This is a genomic window from Streptoalloteichus hindustanus (genome assembly GCF_900129375.1).
GTDB classification, from domain to species: Bacteria; Actinomycetota; Actinomycetes; order Mycobacteriales; family Pseudonocardiaceae; genus Streptoalloteichus; species Streptoalloteichus hindustanus.
This window is the reverse complement of sequence record NZ_FQVN01000003.1, coordinates 628,791-642,314: the sequence shown is the minus strand read 5'-3', so window position 1 is coordinate 642,314 and position 13,524 is coordinate 628,791. Positions and strand designations below refer to the sequence as shown.

General features: G+C 73.6%; 15 protein-coding genes and 1 pseudogene. 15 read left to right on the top strand and 1 reads right to left on the bottom strand.

The genetic code is table 11. The features are described 5' to 3' along the window. The first annotated feature begins 56 nt into the window (after nucleotides 1-56). Both dnaJ and BUE43_RS12120 read left to right on the top strand, forming a co-directional pair. Nucleotides 57-1,205 (top strand): molecular chaperone DnaJ, encoded by a 1,149-nt coding sequence (gene dnaJ, locus BUE43_RS12125; RefSeq protein ID WP_073482717.1) that lies wholly within the window; start codon nucleotides 57-59, stop codon nucleotides 1,203-1,205. Nucleotides 1,206-1,220: 15 nt separating this feature from the next. Next, nucleotides 1,221-1,961, top strand: coding sequence for a 16S rRNA (uracil(1498)-N(3))-methyltransferase (locus BUE43_RS12120; protein WP_073482187.1), 741 nt, complete (start codon nucleotides 1,221-1,223; stop codon nucleotides 1,959-1,961). Between the two features lie 1,155 nt (nucleotides 1,962-3,116). Here the strand turns inward: BUE43_RS12120 and BUE43_RS12115 are convergent. Further along, nucleotides 3,117-3,653 (bottom strand): hypothetical protein, encoded by a 537-nt coding sequence (locus BUE43_RS12115; RefSeq protein ID WP_083959584.1) that lies wholly within the window; start codon nucleotides 3,651-3,653, stop codon nucleotides 3,117-3,119. A gap of 96 nt (nucleotides 3,654-3,749) precedes the next feature. Between BUE43_RS12115 and BUE43_RS12110 the strand changes: the two genes are divergently transcribed. The 13 genes and pseudogenes from BUE43_RS12110 (at nucleotide 3,750) to BUE43_RS12050 (ending at nucleotide 13,418) form a co-directional block, all read left to right on the top strand. After that, entirely contained in the window at nucleotides 3,750-4,382 is a 633-nt protein-coding gene (locus tag BUE43_RS12110) for a TetR/AcrR family transcriptional regulator (protein WP_073482185.1), read from the top strand. A 9-nt stretch (nucleotides 4,383-4,391) separates the two neighbouring features. Beyond that, a complete protein-coding gene (locus BUE43_RS12105; RefSeq protein ID WP_073482183.1) occupies nucleotides 4,392-4,754 on the top strand; it encodes a histidine triad nucleotide-binding protein in 363 nt (120 codons plus the stop codon). A gap of 129 nt (nucleotides 4,755-4,883) precedes the next feature. Further along, nucleotides 4,884-6,002: a PhoH family protein gene (locus BUE43_RS12100; protein ID WP_083959583.1), complete on the top strand. Its 1,119-nt coding sequence runs from the start codon at nucleotides 4,884-4,886 to the stop codon at nucleotides 6,000-6,002. An 87-nt stretch (nucleotides 6,003-6,089) separates the two neighbouring features. Then, nucleotides 6,090-6,611: pseudogene (gene ybeY / locus BUE43_RS12095) on the top strand (rRNA maturation RNase YbeY); the annotation flags it as partial. Nucleotides 6,612-6,802: 191 nt separating this feature from the next. After that, nucleotides 6,803-8,161: a hemolysin family protein gene (locus BUE43_RS12090; RefSeq protein ID WP_073482714.1), complete on the top strand. Its 1,359-nt coding sequence runs from the start codon at nucleotides 6,803-6,805 to the stop codon at nucleotides 8,159-8,161. Then, nucleotides 8,154-8,498, top strand: coding sequence for a cytidine deaminase (locus tag BUE43_RS12085; RefSeq protein WP_073482179.1), 345 nt, complete (start codon nucleotides 8,154-8,156; stop codon nucleotides 8,496-8,498). The genes BUE43_RS12090 and BUE43_RS12085 overlap by 8 nt, the downstream gene beginning before the upstream one ends. 349 nt (nucleotides 8,499-8,847) lie before the next feature. Next, a complete protein-coding gene (locus BUE43_RS12080; RefSeq protein ID WP_143174102.1) occupies nucleotides 8,848-9,198 on the top strand; it encodes a (2Fe-2S) ferredoxin domain-containing protein in 351 nt (116 codons plus the stop codon). A 22-nt stretch (nucleotides 9,199-9,220) separates the two neighbouring features. Beyond that, nucleotides 9,221-10,129, top strand: a complete 909-nt coding sequence (gene era, locus BUE43_RS12075; RefSeq protein WP_073482175.1) for a GTPase Era — start codon at nucleotides 9,221-9,223, stop codon at nucleotides 10,127-10,129. Between the two features lie 148 nt (nucleotides 10,130-10,277). After that, complete coding sequence (locus BUE43_RS35105; protein WP_073482173.1) at nucleotides 10,278-10,691, top strand: CD225/dispanin family protein; 414 nt, start codon at nucleotides 10,278-10,280, stop codon at nucleotides 10,689-10,691. Between the two features lie 13 nt (nucleotides 10,692-10,704). Next, the gene (locus BUE43_RS12065) at nucleotides 10,705-11,199 is read left to right on the top strand and encodes a DUF2752 domain-containing protein (protein ID WP_234995674.1); all 495 of its coding nucleotides are present in this window, start codon (nucleotides 10,705-10,707) and stop codon (nucleotides 11,197-11,199) included. A gap of 29 nt (nucleotides 11,200-11,228) precedes the next feature. Then, entirely contained in the window at nucleotides 11,229-12,035 is an 807-nt protein-coding gene (gene recO / locus BUE43_RS12060; RefSeq protein WP_073482171.1) for a DNA repair protein RecO, read from the top strand. A 40-nt stretch (nucleotides 12,036-12,075) separates the two neighbouring features. Further along, entirely contained in the window at nucleotides 12,076-12,921 is an 846-nt protein-coding gene (locus tag BUE43_RS12055; protein WP_073482169.1) for an isoprenyl transferase, read from the top strand. Further along, the gene (locus BUE43_RS12050) at nucleotides 12,918-13,418 is read left to right on the top strand and encodes a YbjN domain-containing protein (RefSeq protein WP_234995673.1); all 501 of its coding nucleotides are present in this window, start codon (nucleotides 12,918-12,920) and stop codon (nucleotides 13,416-13,418) included. Before BUE43_RS12055 ends, BUE43_RS12050 begins: the two co-directional genes overlap by 4 nt. Nucleotides 13,419-13,524: the final 106 nt, after the last annotated feature.

Sequence of the window (13,524 nt, the reverse complement as noted above, 5' to 3'; positions counted from 1 at the left end):
TTGACGGATTCGGACGCGCCGCACCACGCGGTCGGGTGCGGCAGGAGGACTGGAACGTGGCGAGGGACTACTACGGCACGCTCGGGGTGGGGCGCGACGCCACGCCCGAGGAGATCAAGCGCGCCTACCGGAAGCTGGCGCGCGAGCTGCACCCCGACGTGAACCCGTCGCCGGACGCCCAGGACCGGTTCAAGGAGGTGTCGGCCGCCTACGAGGTCCTGTCGGACCCGAAGAAGCGGCAGATCGTCGACCTGGGCGGCGACCCGCTGGAGCCGGGCGGCGGCATGGGCGGCGGCGCGGGCATGCGCGACCCGTTCTCCGGCTTCGGCCTCGGCGACATCATGGACGCCTTCTTCGGCGGCACCGCCGGGCGCGGCCCGCGCAGCCGGGTGCAGCCGGGCGCGGACGCGTTGATCCGGCTGGAGCTGACCCTGGAGGAGTGCGCCTTCGGCGTCAGCAAGGAGATCACCGTCGACACGGCGGTGCTGTGCGACACCTGCTCCGGCTCCGGCTGCTCGGAGGGCTCCAGCCCGGTCTCCTGCGACACCTGCGGCGGCCGCGGCGAGGTGCAGTCGGTGCAGCGGTCCTTCCTCGGCCAGGTGGTCACCGCCCGGCCCTGCCCCGTCTGCCGCGGCTACGGCGAGGTCATCCCCGAGCCGTGCCGGCAGTGCCAGGGCGACGGCCGGGTGCGGTCCCGGCGCACCATCAACGTCAAGATCCCGGCCGGGGTCGGCGACGGGATGCGGGTCCGGCTGGCCAGCCAGGGCGAGGTCGGCCCGGGCGGCGGCCCGGCCGGCGACCTCTACGTCGAGGTCGAGGAGCTGCCACACGAGATGTTCACCAGGGAGGGCGCCGACCTGCACTGCCGGCTGCGGGTCCCGATGACCTCGGCCGCCCTGGGCGCGACGCTGCCGCTGGAGACGCTGGACGGCGCCGAGGAGCTCCAGCTCGACCCGGGCACGCAGCCCGGCGCCGAGCTGCTGCTGACCGGCAGGGGCATGCCGCGGCTGCGCTCCTCCGGCCGGGTCGACGGCCGGGGCGACCTGCACGTCCACGTGGAGGTCGTGGTGCCGACGAAGCTCGACGCGCGGCAGACCGAGCTGCTGCGCGAGCTGGCGGCGCTGCGCGGCGAGGAGCAGCCCGAGGTGACCGCGAACGGGAAGTCGCGGGGCGGCGGGCTGTTCTCCCGGCTGCGCGGCCGCTGACCCGGACCGGTCGATATGTCGACATTGCCGGTCTTCCTGGTCGACGCGCTGCCGGCCGGCGCGCACGCCGTGCTGGACGGCCCGGAGGGCCGGCACGCGGCCACGGTGCGCCGCCTCCGCCCCGGGGAGGAGCTCCTGCTCTCCGACGGGCGGGGCGGGCTCACCCGCTGCGTGGTGAGCGAGGCCGACCGCGACTCGCTGCGGCTGGACGTGCGGGAGAGCTGGACCGAGCCCGCGCCCCAGCCGCGGGTCGTGCTCGCCCAGGCCCTGGTCAAGGGCGACCGCGGCGAACTCGCCGTCGAACTCGCCACCGAGGCCGGCGTGGACGTCGTCCGACCGTGGCGGGCCGCGCGCTGCGTGGCGCGCTGGGACGAGGGACCCCGAGGCGCGAAGGCGCTCGCCCGCTGGCGCAGCACCGCCAGGGAGGCCGGCAAACAGGCCCGGCGCGCCCGCCTGCCCGAGGTCACCGAGCCGGTGAGCACGAAGCAGCTCGCCGCCCTGGTGCGGGAGGCCGCCGGCGCGCTCGTGCTCCACGAGTCCGCCACCGCGCCCATCACCACCGCCGACCTGCCTACGCAGGGTGACCTCGTTCTCGTTGTCGGGCCCGAGGGCGGCATCACCGACGACGAGCTCGCCGTCCTCGCCGAGGCCGGCGCCCAGCCGGTCCGACTCGGCCCGACCGTGCTCCGCGCCTCCACCGCGGCCGCCGTCGCGTTGGGCGCGCTCGGTGTGCTCACCCCCAGGTGGGGGCCTTGAGGCAGCGGCAGGGTGGCGTCCGGCGACCCACGGTCCACCCCCGCGCCGGGGCCGGTCGCCCGGCGGCGTCCTCGCGGTCCTCGATGGCCTGATGATGCTCTGATCAGGGCGGACGGCGTGGCGCGCGTCACGGAACAGGGGCTACGCTCTGTTGCCAACGGTGGAACCAGGTCCGATCACCCGCGCGGCCCGCGTTCCCGGCCAACCCGGTCGACGGCGCCTCGTCGACCCGGCCGGTGACCCGGCCGCCGGCCCGGTCCCACCGGCGCAGAGCCTCGGGTGACGGGCACCCGAAGGACCGCTGGACACCTCCCCCCTCGGTCCGGCGGATCCGCGCCGCGGCGGGGTGACCCCCAGGCCCCGTCGCGGCGCCTCGGCATGTCGGCGGGCACGCCTTCCCGGTGTTCCTCATTTCCTTTTTGGGGCCGAGCCCCCCAACCCCCCACGGTGCGAGCTCCTCGCCCTGGCACCGGGCTTCTTCTCGTTTTCACCAGCCTCTTCGTTCTTCTGGTCGCTTCGGGCCTGCGGCCCTCGCGGCTGCGCCAGTCCCTTTGGGATTTCCGATGGCTCGCGGGGCCGGCGCTTCGCGCGGCTCGATGCGGATACGACTCGCCGTCCCTGCTTTTCTCGACGCGTCAGGAGAGTCGGACTGCTGGTGGAGATTCGTGGCGCATCGAGGTGTCCGTGCTGGTACGCGACCCTGAGCTGAGAGGGGCTCGTTGCTCGGCTCCGTCCACTGTGGACGCGAGTTGGTGCCGTGATCCTTGCTCATCCTGGGATGTCAGTGGTGCCAGACGTCAAGAAGGTTGCGAGACAACAAGAAGTTGGACCGGCACGTGGGTGTGTTGCGCTTCGTGTCGGGCAGTGTGTCGTCGCCATTACCGCGTACGTCGCTGTTCGTCGGGCGGCGAGCGATCTTCACTCGGTTTCGGGATCGGCGGTGCTGCACGGCCGTCCTGACTTGCGGGTGTGGCGGGGTTTGTTGCGGTCTTCTCTGGGCTCGGACAGTTCTGGGCTCGGACAGACCGCTTTGCTGGGGTAGCGGTGATCTCCGAGTCCTCTGGACCGTTGTGATTCTCGCTGGAGTTGAGGGCGACTGCCCTCGATGGCCGGAGGGGGTGGGGCGGCTTCCCGGGGTGGAGACGGGTCCGTGGGTCAGCGGGTGAGGGCGAGCTTGATGGTGGGGATGAGGGCCTCGACGAGGTCGACCACCAGGACGACGGTCCAGATGGCCATGCCGCCGAAGAGGGCGGCCGAGCGGGCCTGGTCGAAGTCGGCGAGGGCCGCGCCGCCGGTGAGCAGGGCCATGGCGACCGCCCACTCCGCGGCGCGGAGGGCGAAGTCGCGGCGCTTCTGGCGGGCGTGGGCGCGCGGCGGGAGCGGGGGCGCCGGGGCCTCCTGGTCGCGGCCCAGCCTGCGGCGGACCCAGCGGTCGGCGGTGTGCAGGTGGTGGCGGCCCGAGACCGCGGCGATGGCGACCGCCACGGCCGCGATGACGTGGGCGATCGACGCGGTGCTGCCGCCGGCCAGGTCGACGGCCCCGGTGACGAGCAGGACGACCTGGGTGCCGGCGGCGAGCAGCAGCAGGGCCGCGCCGACCCGCGGCGCCCTGAGCAGGTAGCGGGTGAGCAGTCCGGCGAGCAGCAGCACCCAGAAGCCGACCTCGCAGCCGATGACGACGGCCAGGAACACGACGCCCCCCCTGTTTCAACACGGTCGTGTTATTTACGGGTCCTGGATAGCACGCGGCCCCGGTGGTTGGCAACACGAATGTGTTAGAAAGAAACCATGCCGAAGGTCGTGGACCACGATGAACGCCGCAAGGAACTCGCGGAGGCCGTGTGGCGCATCGTCCTGCGCGACGGCGTCGAGCACGCGTCCGTGCGCACGGTCGCGACCGAGGCGGGCTGGTCCACCGGGTCGTTGCGGCACTACTTCCCCACCCAGGACGCCCTGGTCACCTTCGCGGCGGAGCTGGCGGCCGACAAGGTCGTCGCCCGCATCCAGCAGCGGGTCGACGTCAAGCACGGTCCCAGGAGGGTGATGCGGGCCATCGCACTGGAGCTGCTCCCGCTGGACGAGCAGCGCAGGGCCGAGATCGCCGTCTGGCTGTCGTTCGTCGACAGGTCCCGGGTCGACGCCTCGCTGCGCGAGGTCGAGCGCAGGATCAACGGCGAGGCGGTCGAGGGGTACGAGCGGATCTTCGACTGGGCCGGGAAGGTCGGGGTGCTGCGGCCGGGCCTGGACCCGAAGCGGGAGTCCAGGGCCCTGCAGGGGCTGGTCGACGGGCTCGCCGTGCACGCCTTGCTGCGGCCCGACCAGTACGACAACGACGTCCTGGTCGCCGTCCTCGACGACTACCTCGACCGGGTGTTCACCGAGCAAGATCCCGCAGCCCCGGCCGCCACCGGGACGCACTAGCCTGCGCTCATGAGCGCGAGCGCGTCCGACTGCCTGTTCTGCCGGATCGTCGCCGGTGAGATCCCCGCGACGATCGTGCACTCCAACGAGCTCACGGTCTCCTTCCGCGACATCCACCCGCAGGCCCCGACGCACGTCCTCGTCGTGCCCAGGGCGCACCACCCCAACGCCGCCGCGCTGGCCGCCGCCGACCCCGACCTGCTGGTCGAGGTGATGCGCGCGGGCGCGGCGGTGGCCGAGCGCGAGGGCGTGGCCGCCAGCGGCTACCGGCTGCTGTTCAACACCGGGCGGGACGCCGGGCAGACCGTCTTCCACGCCCACCTGCACGTCCTCGGCGGCGAGCCGCTGGGCGGACTGGCCCAGGTCGGCTGAGCCGTCCCGGTCGGCCTCGCGCCCGCCCGCGCCAATGTCGCTGGGGCGGGCGCCCCGTCGCGGTCTAGCATCAAGGGGCACCGAGTACCGATCGCAGCGCGAACGCGCAGAAAGCAGGCCCGAGAGCTGGTGGCGGGGACCGCGCCGGGTGGAGCCGCCCGATCTGGAGCAGGCCGCAACGGAACGCAGAACGCAGGCCCCGGGGGCGTGACCCCGGGGGAGGCGACGCAGTCGAGGATCGCCGTTCCCGACAGCGCGGTGCTGGCGCTGCTCGGCTCGCGGGACGAGAACCTGCGAACGGCCGAGGAGCTGCTGGCGGCCGACGTGCACGTGCGGGGGAACGAGATCACGCTGACCGGGCAGCCGGCCGACGTGGCCTTCGCCGAACGCGTGTTCGCCGAGCTGGTCACGCTGGCCAACCGCGGGCAGGACGTCGGCCCGGACGCCGTGCGCCGCACGGTGTCGATGCTGTCGGCCGGCGCCGAGGAGTCGCCGGCGGAGGTGCTCAGCCTGGACATCCTGTCCCGGCGCGGGCGCACCATCCGCCCCAAGACGCTCAACCAGAAGCACTACGTCGACGCCATCGACGAGCACACCGTCGTCTTCGGCATCGGACCCGCCGGCACCGGCAAGACCTACCTGGCCATGGCCAAGGCGGTGCAGGCGCTGCAGGCCAAGCAGGTGACCCGGATCATCCTCACCCGACCGGCGGTCGAGGCGGGGGAGCGGCTGGGCTACCTGCCGGGCACCCTCTACGAGAAGATCGACCCGTACCTGCGGCCGCTCTACGACGCGCTGCACGACATGGTCGACCCGGAGTCGATCCCCCGGCTGACGCAGGCCGGCACGATCGAGGTGGCCCCGCTGGCCTACATGCGCGGGCGCACCCTCAACGACGCCTTCATCATCCTCGACGAGGCGCAGAACACCACGCCCGAGCAGATGAAGATGTTCCTGACCCGGCTCGGGTTCGGCTCCAAGATCGTGGTCACCGGCGACGTCACCCAGATCGACCTGCCCAGCGGCCAGGTCTCCGGGCTGCGGGTGGTCCAGCAGATCCTCGACGGGGTGGATGACGTCCACTTCGCCGAGCTCACCAGCCAGGACGTCGTGCGGCACCGGCTGGTCGGGGACATCGTGGACGCGTACGCCCGCTGGGACGCCAGTCGGCAGGACCGGCCGACGCCGGCCGCGGCCGGCCAGTCCCGGCGGCCCCACCCGCCCGGCCGACGGGGCCGGCAGGCGTGAGGCGTCGGCGGACGCCGCCACCGGCGCCCGGCCGCTGACCCGGCCGGGCGCGAGCACCACAGCAAGCGACGAGAACGACGGGACAACGTGAGCATCGAGATCGCCAACGAGTCCGGGGTGTCGGTCGACGAGGCGTCGATCGTGGCCGCGGCCCGCTACGCGCTGGACCGGATGGGCGTCAGCCCGCTGGCCGAGCTGAGCGTGCTGCTGGTCGACCTGGACGTGATGGCCGACCTGCACGAGCGGTGGATGGACCTGCCCGGCCCCACCGACGTGATGGCCTTCCCCATGGACGAGCTGGACTCGGCCCGGCGGCCGGATGCCGCCGGGCTCGGGCCGGCGCTGTTGGGCGACATCGTGCTGTGCCCGGCCTTCGCCAGGGAGCAGGCCCGCAAGGCCGGCCACGGGCTGCTGGACGAGCTGCACCTGCTCACCGTGCACGGCGTGCTGCACCTGCTCGGCTACGACCACGCGGAGCCGGCCGAGGAGCGGGAGATGTTCTCCCTGCAGAACCGCATCCTGGCCGACTTCCGCACCGCGCGGTCCGAGGCCGAGCGCCTGGCCGCGCAGCGCGACGCCGACGACCGGGTGCTCGGCGCGGTCGGGCTCACCCCCGAGCCGGCGGCCCCGGAGGCCGTGACCGGCGAGGCACCGACCGGCGAGGCACCGACTGGCGAGGCCCCTGCCGCTGATGCTCCGGCCACTGGGGCTCCGGCCGAGGCGGAGCCGGGCGGGGCGGACGAGGCCGGGGGCGGAGCCGGCCGACCCGGCGGCCAGACCGGCTGAGGACGGGGGCCGTGATCACCGGGTCGACGTCGTTGCTGGTGCTCGCGGTGCTGCTCGTGCTGGCGGCGGGCGCCTTCGCGGCGGCCGACGCGGCGCTGGGCGCCACCTCCCGGGCCCGGGTCGACGAGCTGGTCCGGCAGGGCCGCACCGGCGCCGGTCAGCTCCAGCTCGTGGTGGCCGACCGGCCCCGGCACGTCAACCTGCTCCTGCTGCTGCGGCTGGGCTGCGAGCTGGCGGCCACCGTGCTGGTCACCGTGGTCGCGCTGCGGTGGATCGACCCGGACTGGCTGGCGCTGCTCGTGGCCGGGCTGACCATGCTCGTCGTGTCCTACGTGCTGGTGGGCGTCGGCCCGCGCACGGTCGGCCGGCAGCACCCCTACGGCGTGGGGCTCATCGCGGCCGGGCCGGTGCGGGTGCTCGCCGGGCTGCTCGGTCCGCTCACCCGGCTGCTGATCCTCGTCGGCAACGCCATCACCCCGGGCCGCGGTTTCCGCGAGGGCCCGTTCTCCTCCGAGGTCGAGCTGCGCGAGCTGGTCGACATGGCGCAGGAGCGGGGCGTGGTCGCCGCCGGCGAGCGCGAGATGATCCACTCGGTGTTCGAGCTGGGGGACACCATCGCCCGCGAGGTGATGGTCCCGCGGACCGAGCTGGTGTGGATCGAGCAGGGCAAGTCGGTGCGGCAGGCGCTCGCGCTGTGCCTGCGCACCGGGTTCTCCCGCATCCCGGTGATCGGCGAGACCGTCGACGACGTCGTCGGCGTGGTCAACCTCAAGGACCTCGTGCGGGTGGCCGTCGAGTTCGGCGGGTTCGACCAGCTCCGGGAGCGCGGGCCGACGGTGGGCGAGCTGATGCGCCCCGCGAGCTTCGTCCCCGACTCCAAGCGGCTGGACGAGCTGCTCAGGGAGATGCAGCTCTCCCGCAACCACCTGGCCATCGTCGTCGACGAGTACGGCGGCACGGCCGGCCTGCTCACCATCGAGGACATCCTGGAGGAGATCGTCGGGGAGATCACCGACGAGTACGACCTCGCCGAGCGCCCCCCGGTGGAGCGGCTGGACGACGGCTCGGTGCGGGTCAGCGCCCGGCTGGCCGTGGAGGACCTCGGCGCGGTGTTCGACCTCGAGCTCGACCACCAGGACGTGGAGACCGTGGGCGGCCTGCTCGCCCAGCGCCTCGGGCGGGTGCCGCTGCCCGGCGCGGAGGCCGAGATCGCCGGCCTGAGGCTGCGCGCCGAGGGCGGCAAGGACAGCCGGGGCCGGATGCGGATCACCACGGTGTTGGTGCGCCGCGCCGGGGCGCCGGCCGCACGCCAGGACGGCGGGACCCGACCCGACCGCACCGACCAGGAGGAGGGGGGCGACAGCCGTGGCTGAGCCGACCGCTGTGGACCCGGAGGACGCCAAGATCGTCACGCTGGCCCGATCGGCCCGCGCCCGCACCGGCGCCGCGGAGGGCGCCGCCGTGCGGGACACCGACGGCCGCACCTACGCCGCGTGCACCGTGGCGCTGCCGTCGCTGCGGCTGACCGCGTTGCAGGCGGCGGTCGCCGCCGCGGTGGCCAGCGGCGCGGAGGGCCTGGAGGCCGCGGCGGTGGTGACCGAGGCCGACGAGGTGGACGGCGCGTCCCTGGCGGCCGTGCGCGACCTGACCGGCGACGCGCCGGTGCTGCGGGCCGACACCGCCGGCAAGGTGCTGGACGTCGTCAGCTGACCTGGTTCCGCGCTCCCCGTGGCGGCGGGTTCGTCGCTGTCGCGGGGAGCGTGCTCCCTGGCCGGCCGGTTCTCGCGGGATCGGTCGATGCGGCGTGCTCGTCCGCTGCGGCCGCAGGATTTCCCGGTCACGACCTGATCAGGTCGGGGAAACCACCAGGACGGTGTCTTGCGCGCCGCACTTTTTTCGCGCCACCCTGGAATCAGGGGTTCCCCCCAGTAACACTGTTTTGGACGAAAACAGAGGCACGGGGTGCTCTCGGGGCGGGCTGACCCAGCGCGATTGACGGGTTCTTGTCGGAACGTGCGGTGTCGTGCGGGGGCGTTTCTCGTCGTTAGGCTGGCGCGTCGTGTCGGAAAAACCGGTTCGGGTGACGGTCTGCCGTGGTTGTTGTTGCGGTACGCGACGGAAACACCCCGAGGTCGACCACGAGTGGCAGCTCCAGCGGCTGCGGGCGCTGGCCGCGTCCGTCCGGACCCGGGTCGAGGTGCGGACCTCGGACTGCCTCGACGCGTGCGAGCACTCGAACCTCCTCGTCGTGCACGCCGCCGGGGCGAAACCGGTGTGGCTCGGGTTCGTGCTCGACGACGCCGTGCTGGACGACCTGGAGCGGTGGCTGGCCGCCGGCGGGCCCGCCCGCGCGCCCCTCCCCGACGCGCTCGAACTGCACCGCGTCACCCCACCGGCGCAGCGGTCGTGACGGCAGCGGCGACAATGGACGGATGACCAGCACGCCTGAGGGGTACCGGTCCGGGTTCGCCTGCTTCGTCGGCCGGCCCAACGCCGGCAAGTCGACGCTGACCAACGCCCTGGTCGGCACCAAGGTGGCGATCACCTCCAGCAAGCCGCAGACCACTCGGCACACCATCCGGGGCATCGTGCACCGCCCGGACGCCCAGCTCGTGATCGTCGACACGCCGGGCCTGCACCGACCGCGCACCCTGCTCGGCCAGCGGCTCAACGACCTGGTCCGGGAGACCTGGTCCGAGGTGGACGTGGTCGGGTTCTGCGTGCCGGCCGACCAGAAGGTCGGCCCCGGCGACAAGTTCATCGCCGCCGAGCTGGAGAAGGTCGCCCAGCGCACCCCGGTGGTGGGGATCGTGACCAAGACTGACCTGGTGCCCAGGGAGCGGGTCGCCGAGCAGCTCCTGGCGCTGCAGCAGGTGATGGCGTTCGCCGACCTGGTCCCGGTGTCCGCCGTGGACGGGTTCCAGGTCAACGTGCTTGCCGACCTGCTGGTCGACCGCCTGCCGCACGGCCAGCCGCTCTACCCGGACGGCGAGCTGACCGACGAGCCGGAGGCCACCCTGGTGGCCGAGCTGATCCGCGAGGCGGCGCTGGAGGGCGTCCGCGACGAGCTGCCGCACTCGATCGCGGTGGTGGTCGAGGAGATGCTGCCCAGAGAGGACCGCGCGGACCTCCTCGACGTGCACGCCAACATCTACATCGAGCGGCCCAGCCAGAAACCGATCATCATCGGTCGGGGCGGGGAACGCCTGCGCCAGGTCGGGGGCACCGCGCGCCGGCACATCGAGAAGCTGCTCGGCTGCCGCATCTACCTCGACCTGCACGTGAAGGTGGCCAAGGACTGGCAGCGGGACCCGAAACAGCTCCGCCGGCTGGGTTTCTGAGGCTCGTCGGCGGTTCCCGGCGTGCGTTCCGGTGGGATTTCCCGGTTTCCACCCGCGCGTGTTCACCCGTTCGGTACATTGTCCGCCGCTTGTCGACGGCGTCGCCGGCGGCGGCATTCCCTCGACCGCACGTCATCCGGGAGTTTGTGTGACTAACCCCTATGGCCAGCAGCCGGGCCCCTACGGCCAGCAGCCCGGCCAGTACGGCCAGCCCGGCCCCGGCACGCCGCCCGGTGGCTACCAGCAGCAGCCCGGGTACGGCCAGGCCCCCTACGGCGCCCAGCCGGGCTACCCGCCGGCCACCCCGCCCGACAACAACCTGATGTGGGGCATCCTGACCACGATCCTGTGCTGCCTCCCGCTGGGCGTGGTCTCGATCGTCAAGGCCAACCAGGTCAACAACCTGTGGGCGCAGGGCCAGTACGACGAGGCCCGCAAGGCCGCCGACGACGCCAAGAAGTTCGCCATGTGGTCGGCGATCGTGCAGGGCATCCTGATCGTCGCGATCATCATCTTCTACGTCGTCGTGATCGCGACCGCGGTCTCCTCCAGCCGCTACTGAGCGGGAACCGAGCGTGACCGGGATTCCCCCGCCGGGCGCCCCGAGCCCGGCTCCCGGGTGTGGGGCGGGCCGCCGCGCCGACCGGCGCGGCGGCCCGCTCTCCCGGCTCACCGCCCTGGCCCCGCCGCTGGGCGTGGCCGCGCTGGCGGCCGTCGGCTGCGGGGTGGTGCTGTGGGCCGACCCGACCGCCCCCGGCAACCCCCTGCCCACCTGCCCCACCAAGGCGTGGCTCGGCCTGGTCTGCCCCGGCTGCGGGGCGCTGCGCATGACCTACAGCCTGCTGCACGGCGACCTCCTGGCCGCCGCGCACTACAACGCGGTCGCCCTGGCCGCCCTGCCGCTGCTCGCCTGGACGTGGGTCGCCTGGCTGCGGGCCCGGCTGGACCGGCGGCCCCGGCGCTCCTGGCAGCACCACCGGTGGGCGCCGATGGCGGTGCTCGGCGTGCTGCTCGTCTGGTGGGTGATCCGGAACATCCCGGTGTCGCCGTTCCTGGCCCTGCGCGTCTGACCAGCGGGGACGGGTGACAGGATGGACGGGTGAGCCTGTACCGGGACACCGGCGTCGTGCTGCGCGTGCAGAAGCTCGGTGAGGCCGACCGGATCATCACCCTGCTGACCCGCCGGCACGGGAAGGTGCGCGCCGTCGCCAAGGGGGTGCGGCGCACCACCTCGCGCTTCGGGGCGCGCCTGGAGCCCTTCGGGCACGTCGACGCGCAGTTCTACACCGGCCGCACCCTCGACGTCGTGACGCAGGTGCAGACGCTGGACGCCTTCGGCGCGGGGTTGGTCGCCGACTACTCCCACTACACCGCGGCCTGCGCCGTCCTGGAGACCGCCGACCGCCTCACGCTCGACGAGGGCGAGCCGGTGCTGCGGCTCTACCTGCTCGTCGTCGGCGCGTTGCGGGCGTTGGCCGACCGGGAGCGCGACCCCTCGCTGGTGCTGGACGCCTTCCTGCTGCGGGCGATGGCCTTCGCCGGGTGGGCGCCCGCGTTGGCGGAGTGCGCCCGCTGCGGCCTGCCCGGACCGCACCGGTCGTTCAGCGTGCCGGCCGGCGGGTCCGTGTGCCCGGGGTGCCGCCCCGCCGGTTCGGCCAAGCCCACGCACGAGACCCTGCGCCTGCTCGACGCGCTGCTGCACGGCGACTGGGAGACCGCCGAGGCCGCCGGCCAGCCCGCCCGCCGGGAGGGCAGCGGCCTGGTGGCCGCGCACCTCCAGTGGCACATGGAGCGGCAGCTCCGGTCGTTGCCGCTGGTGGAGCGGCGCGCCGTCGCGACGGGCGGGCGACGGCCCGTCGACCACGTCGCCACCGGTGATCGGACGCCGTCGGCCGACATGGTCTGATAGGTCCGCCACGGCACGAGAGCGACGCCAGGAGGACCAGATGTTGCGACGTCGGCTGCGCGGGCGCGGAGATCCGAGCGTCCGGCCACCCGACCCGCACCCCTCGGGGGCCAGGCCCCCGGCCATCCCCCCGGAGCTGGTACCCCGGCACGTCGCCCTGGTGATGGACGGCAACGGGCGGTGGGCCAACCAGCGGGGGCTGCCGCGCACCGAGGGGCACCGCCGCGGCGAGGCCGTGGTCCTCGACGTGCTGCAGGGCGCGATCGAGCTGGGCGTGAAGTGGCTGTCCCTGTACGCGTTCTCCACCGAGAACTGGAAGCGCAGCCCGGACGAGGTGCGCTTCCTGATGGGCTTCAACCGGGACGTGATCCACCGCCGCGTCGACCAGTTCGACGAGCTCGGCGTGCGGGTGCGCTGGGCCGGCCGGCACCCCAGGCTGTGGCGCAGCGTCGTGAAGGAGCTCGAGGTCGCCGAGGAGCGCACGAAGAACAACGACGTGCTGACCCTCACCATGTGCGTCAACTACGGCGGGCGCGCGGAGATCGCGGACGCGGCCAAGGAGATCGCCAGGCTGGCCGCCGCCGGGAAGATCAACCCCGAGCGGGTCGACGAGAAGATGCTGGCCAGGTACCTGGACGAGCCGGACATGCCGGACGTGGACCTGTTCATCCGGCCCTCCGGCGAGCAGCGCACCTCGAACTTCCTGATCTGGCAGTCCGCCTACGCGGAGATGGTGTTCCAGGACGTGCTCTTCCCGGACTTCGACCGGGTCAGGTTCTGGGAGGCCTGTGAGACCTACGCCCGGCGGGACCGCCGGTTCGGCGGCGCGGTCGACGCGGTCGCCGGGGCCGAGGACGCCGGACGGACCGGGGGAGGAACGCGATGACCCACGACGAGACGGCCCGCGGCGAGACGGCCCGCGGCGAGGCGGCTCACGGCGGGGCGACCCGCGGCGCGGCGACCAGCCAGGAGGCCAGCACCACAGCCCGCCTGCTCGCGGCGGCGCGGGAGGCGCTGGAGCTCTACCACGACGTGCGCGTCGACGACGACGGGGCGCTCAGCTTCCGGCACGGCGAGGTGCCGTGCGCCGTGCAGGCGATGCAGCTCGCCGAGGGCCTGGTCGTGCTCAGCCTGACCTGCGTGGTGGCCTGGGACCTGCCCTCCGACGACCGGCTGGCGCAGTCCGCCGCCGAGCGGGCGGGGCAGGGCCTGTTCGGCACGCTCGGCGTGGTCCGCGAGGAGCGCGGCATGGACGTGCTGCTGCGGTACGCGTTCCCCGCGGAGGGCCTGAGCCCGGCGGCGTTGAGCACGCTGCTGATGCTCGTCGTCTCGACCGCCTCCCAGCTCCGCTCGGAGCTGCTGAGCGAGGCGGCCGGCCAGTAGCGGTGACCCCCGGTGGGACCGGCCACGCCGCGCTGTGCCGCGCCGGCTCGACGCGGCGCGGCCGGTCCCACCGCCGAGGCCGGCTCGCGCGCGATCGGCACGCTGA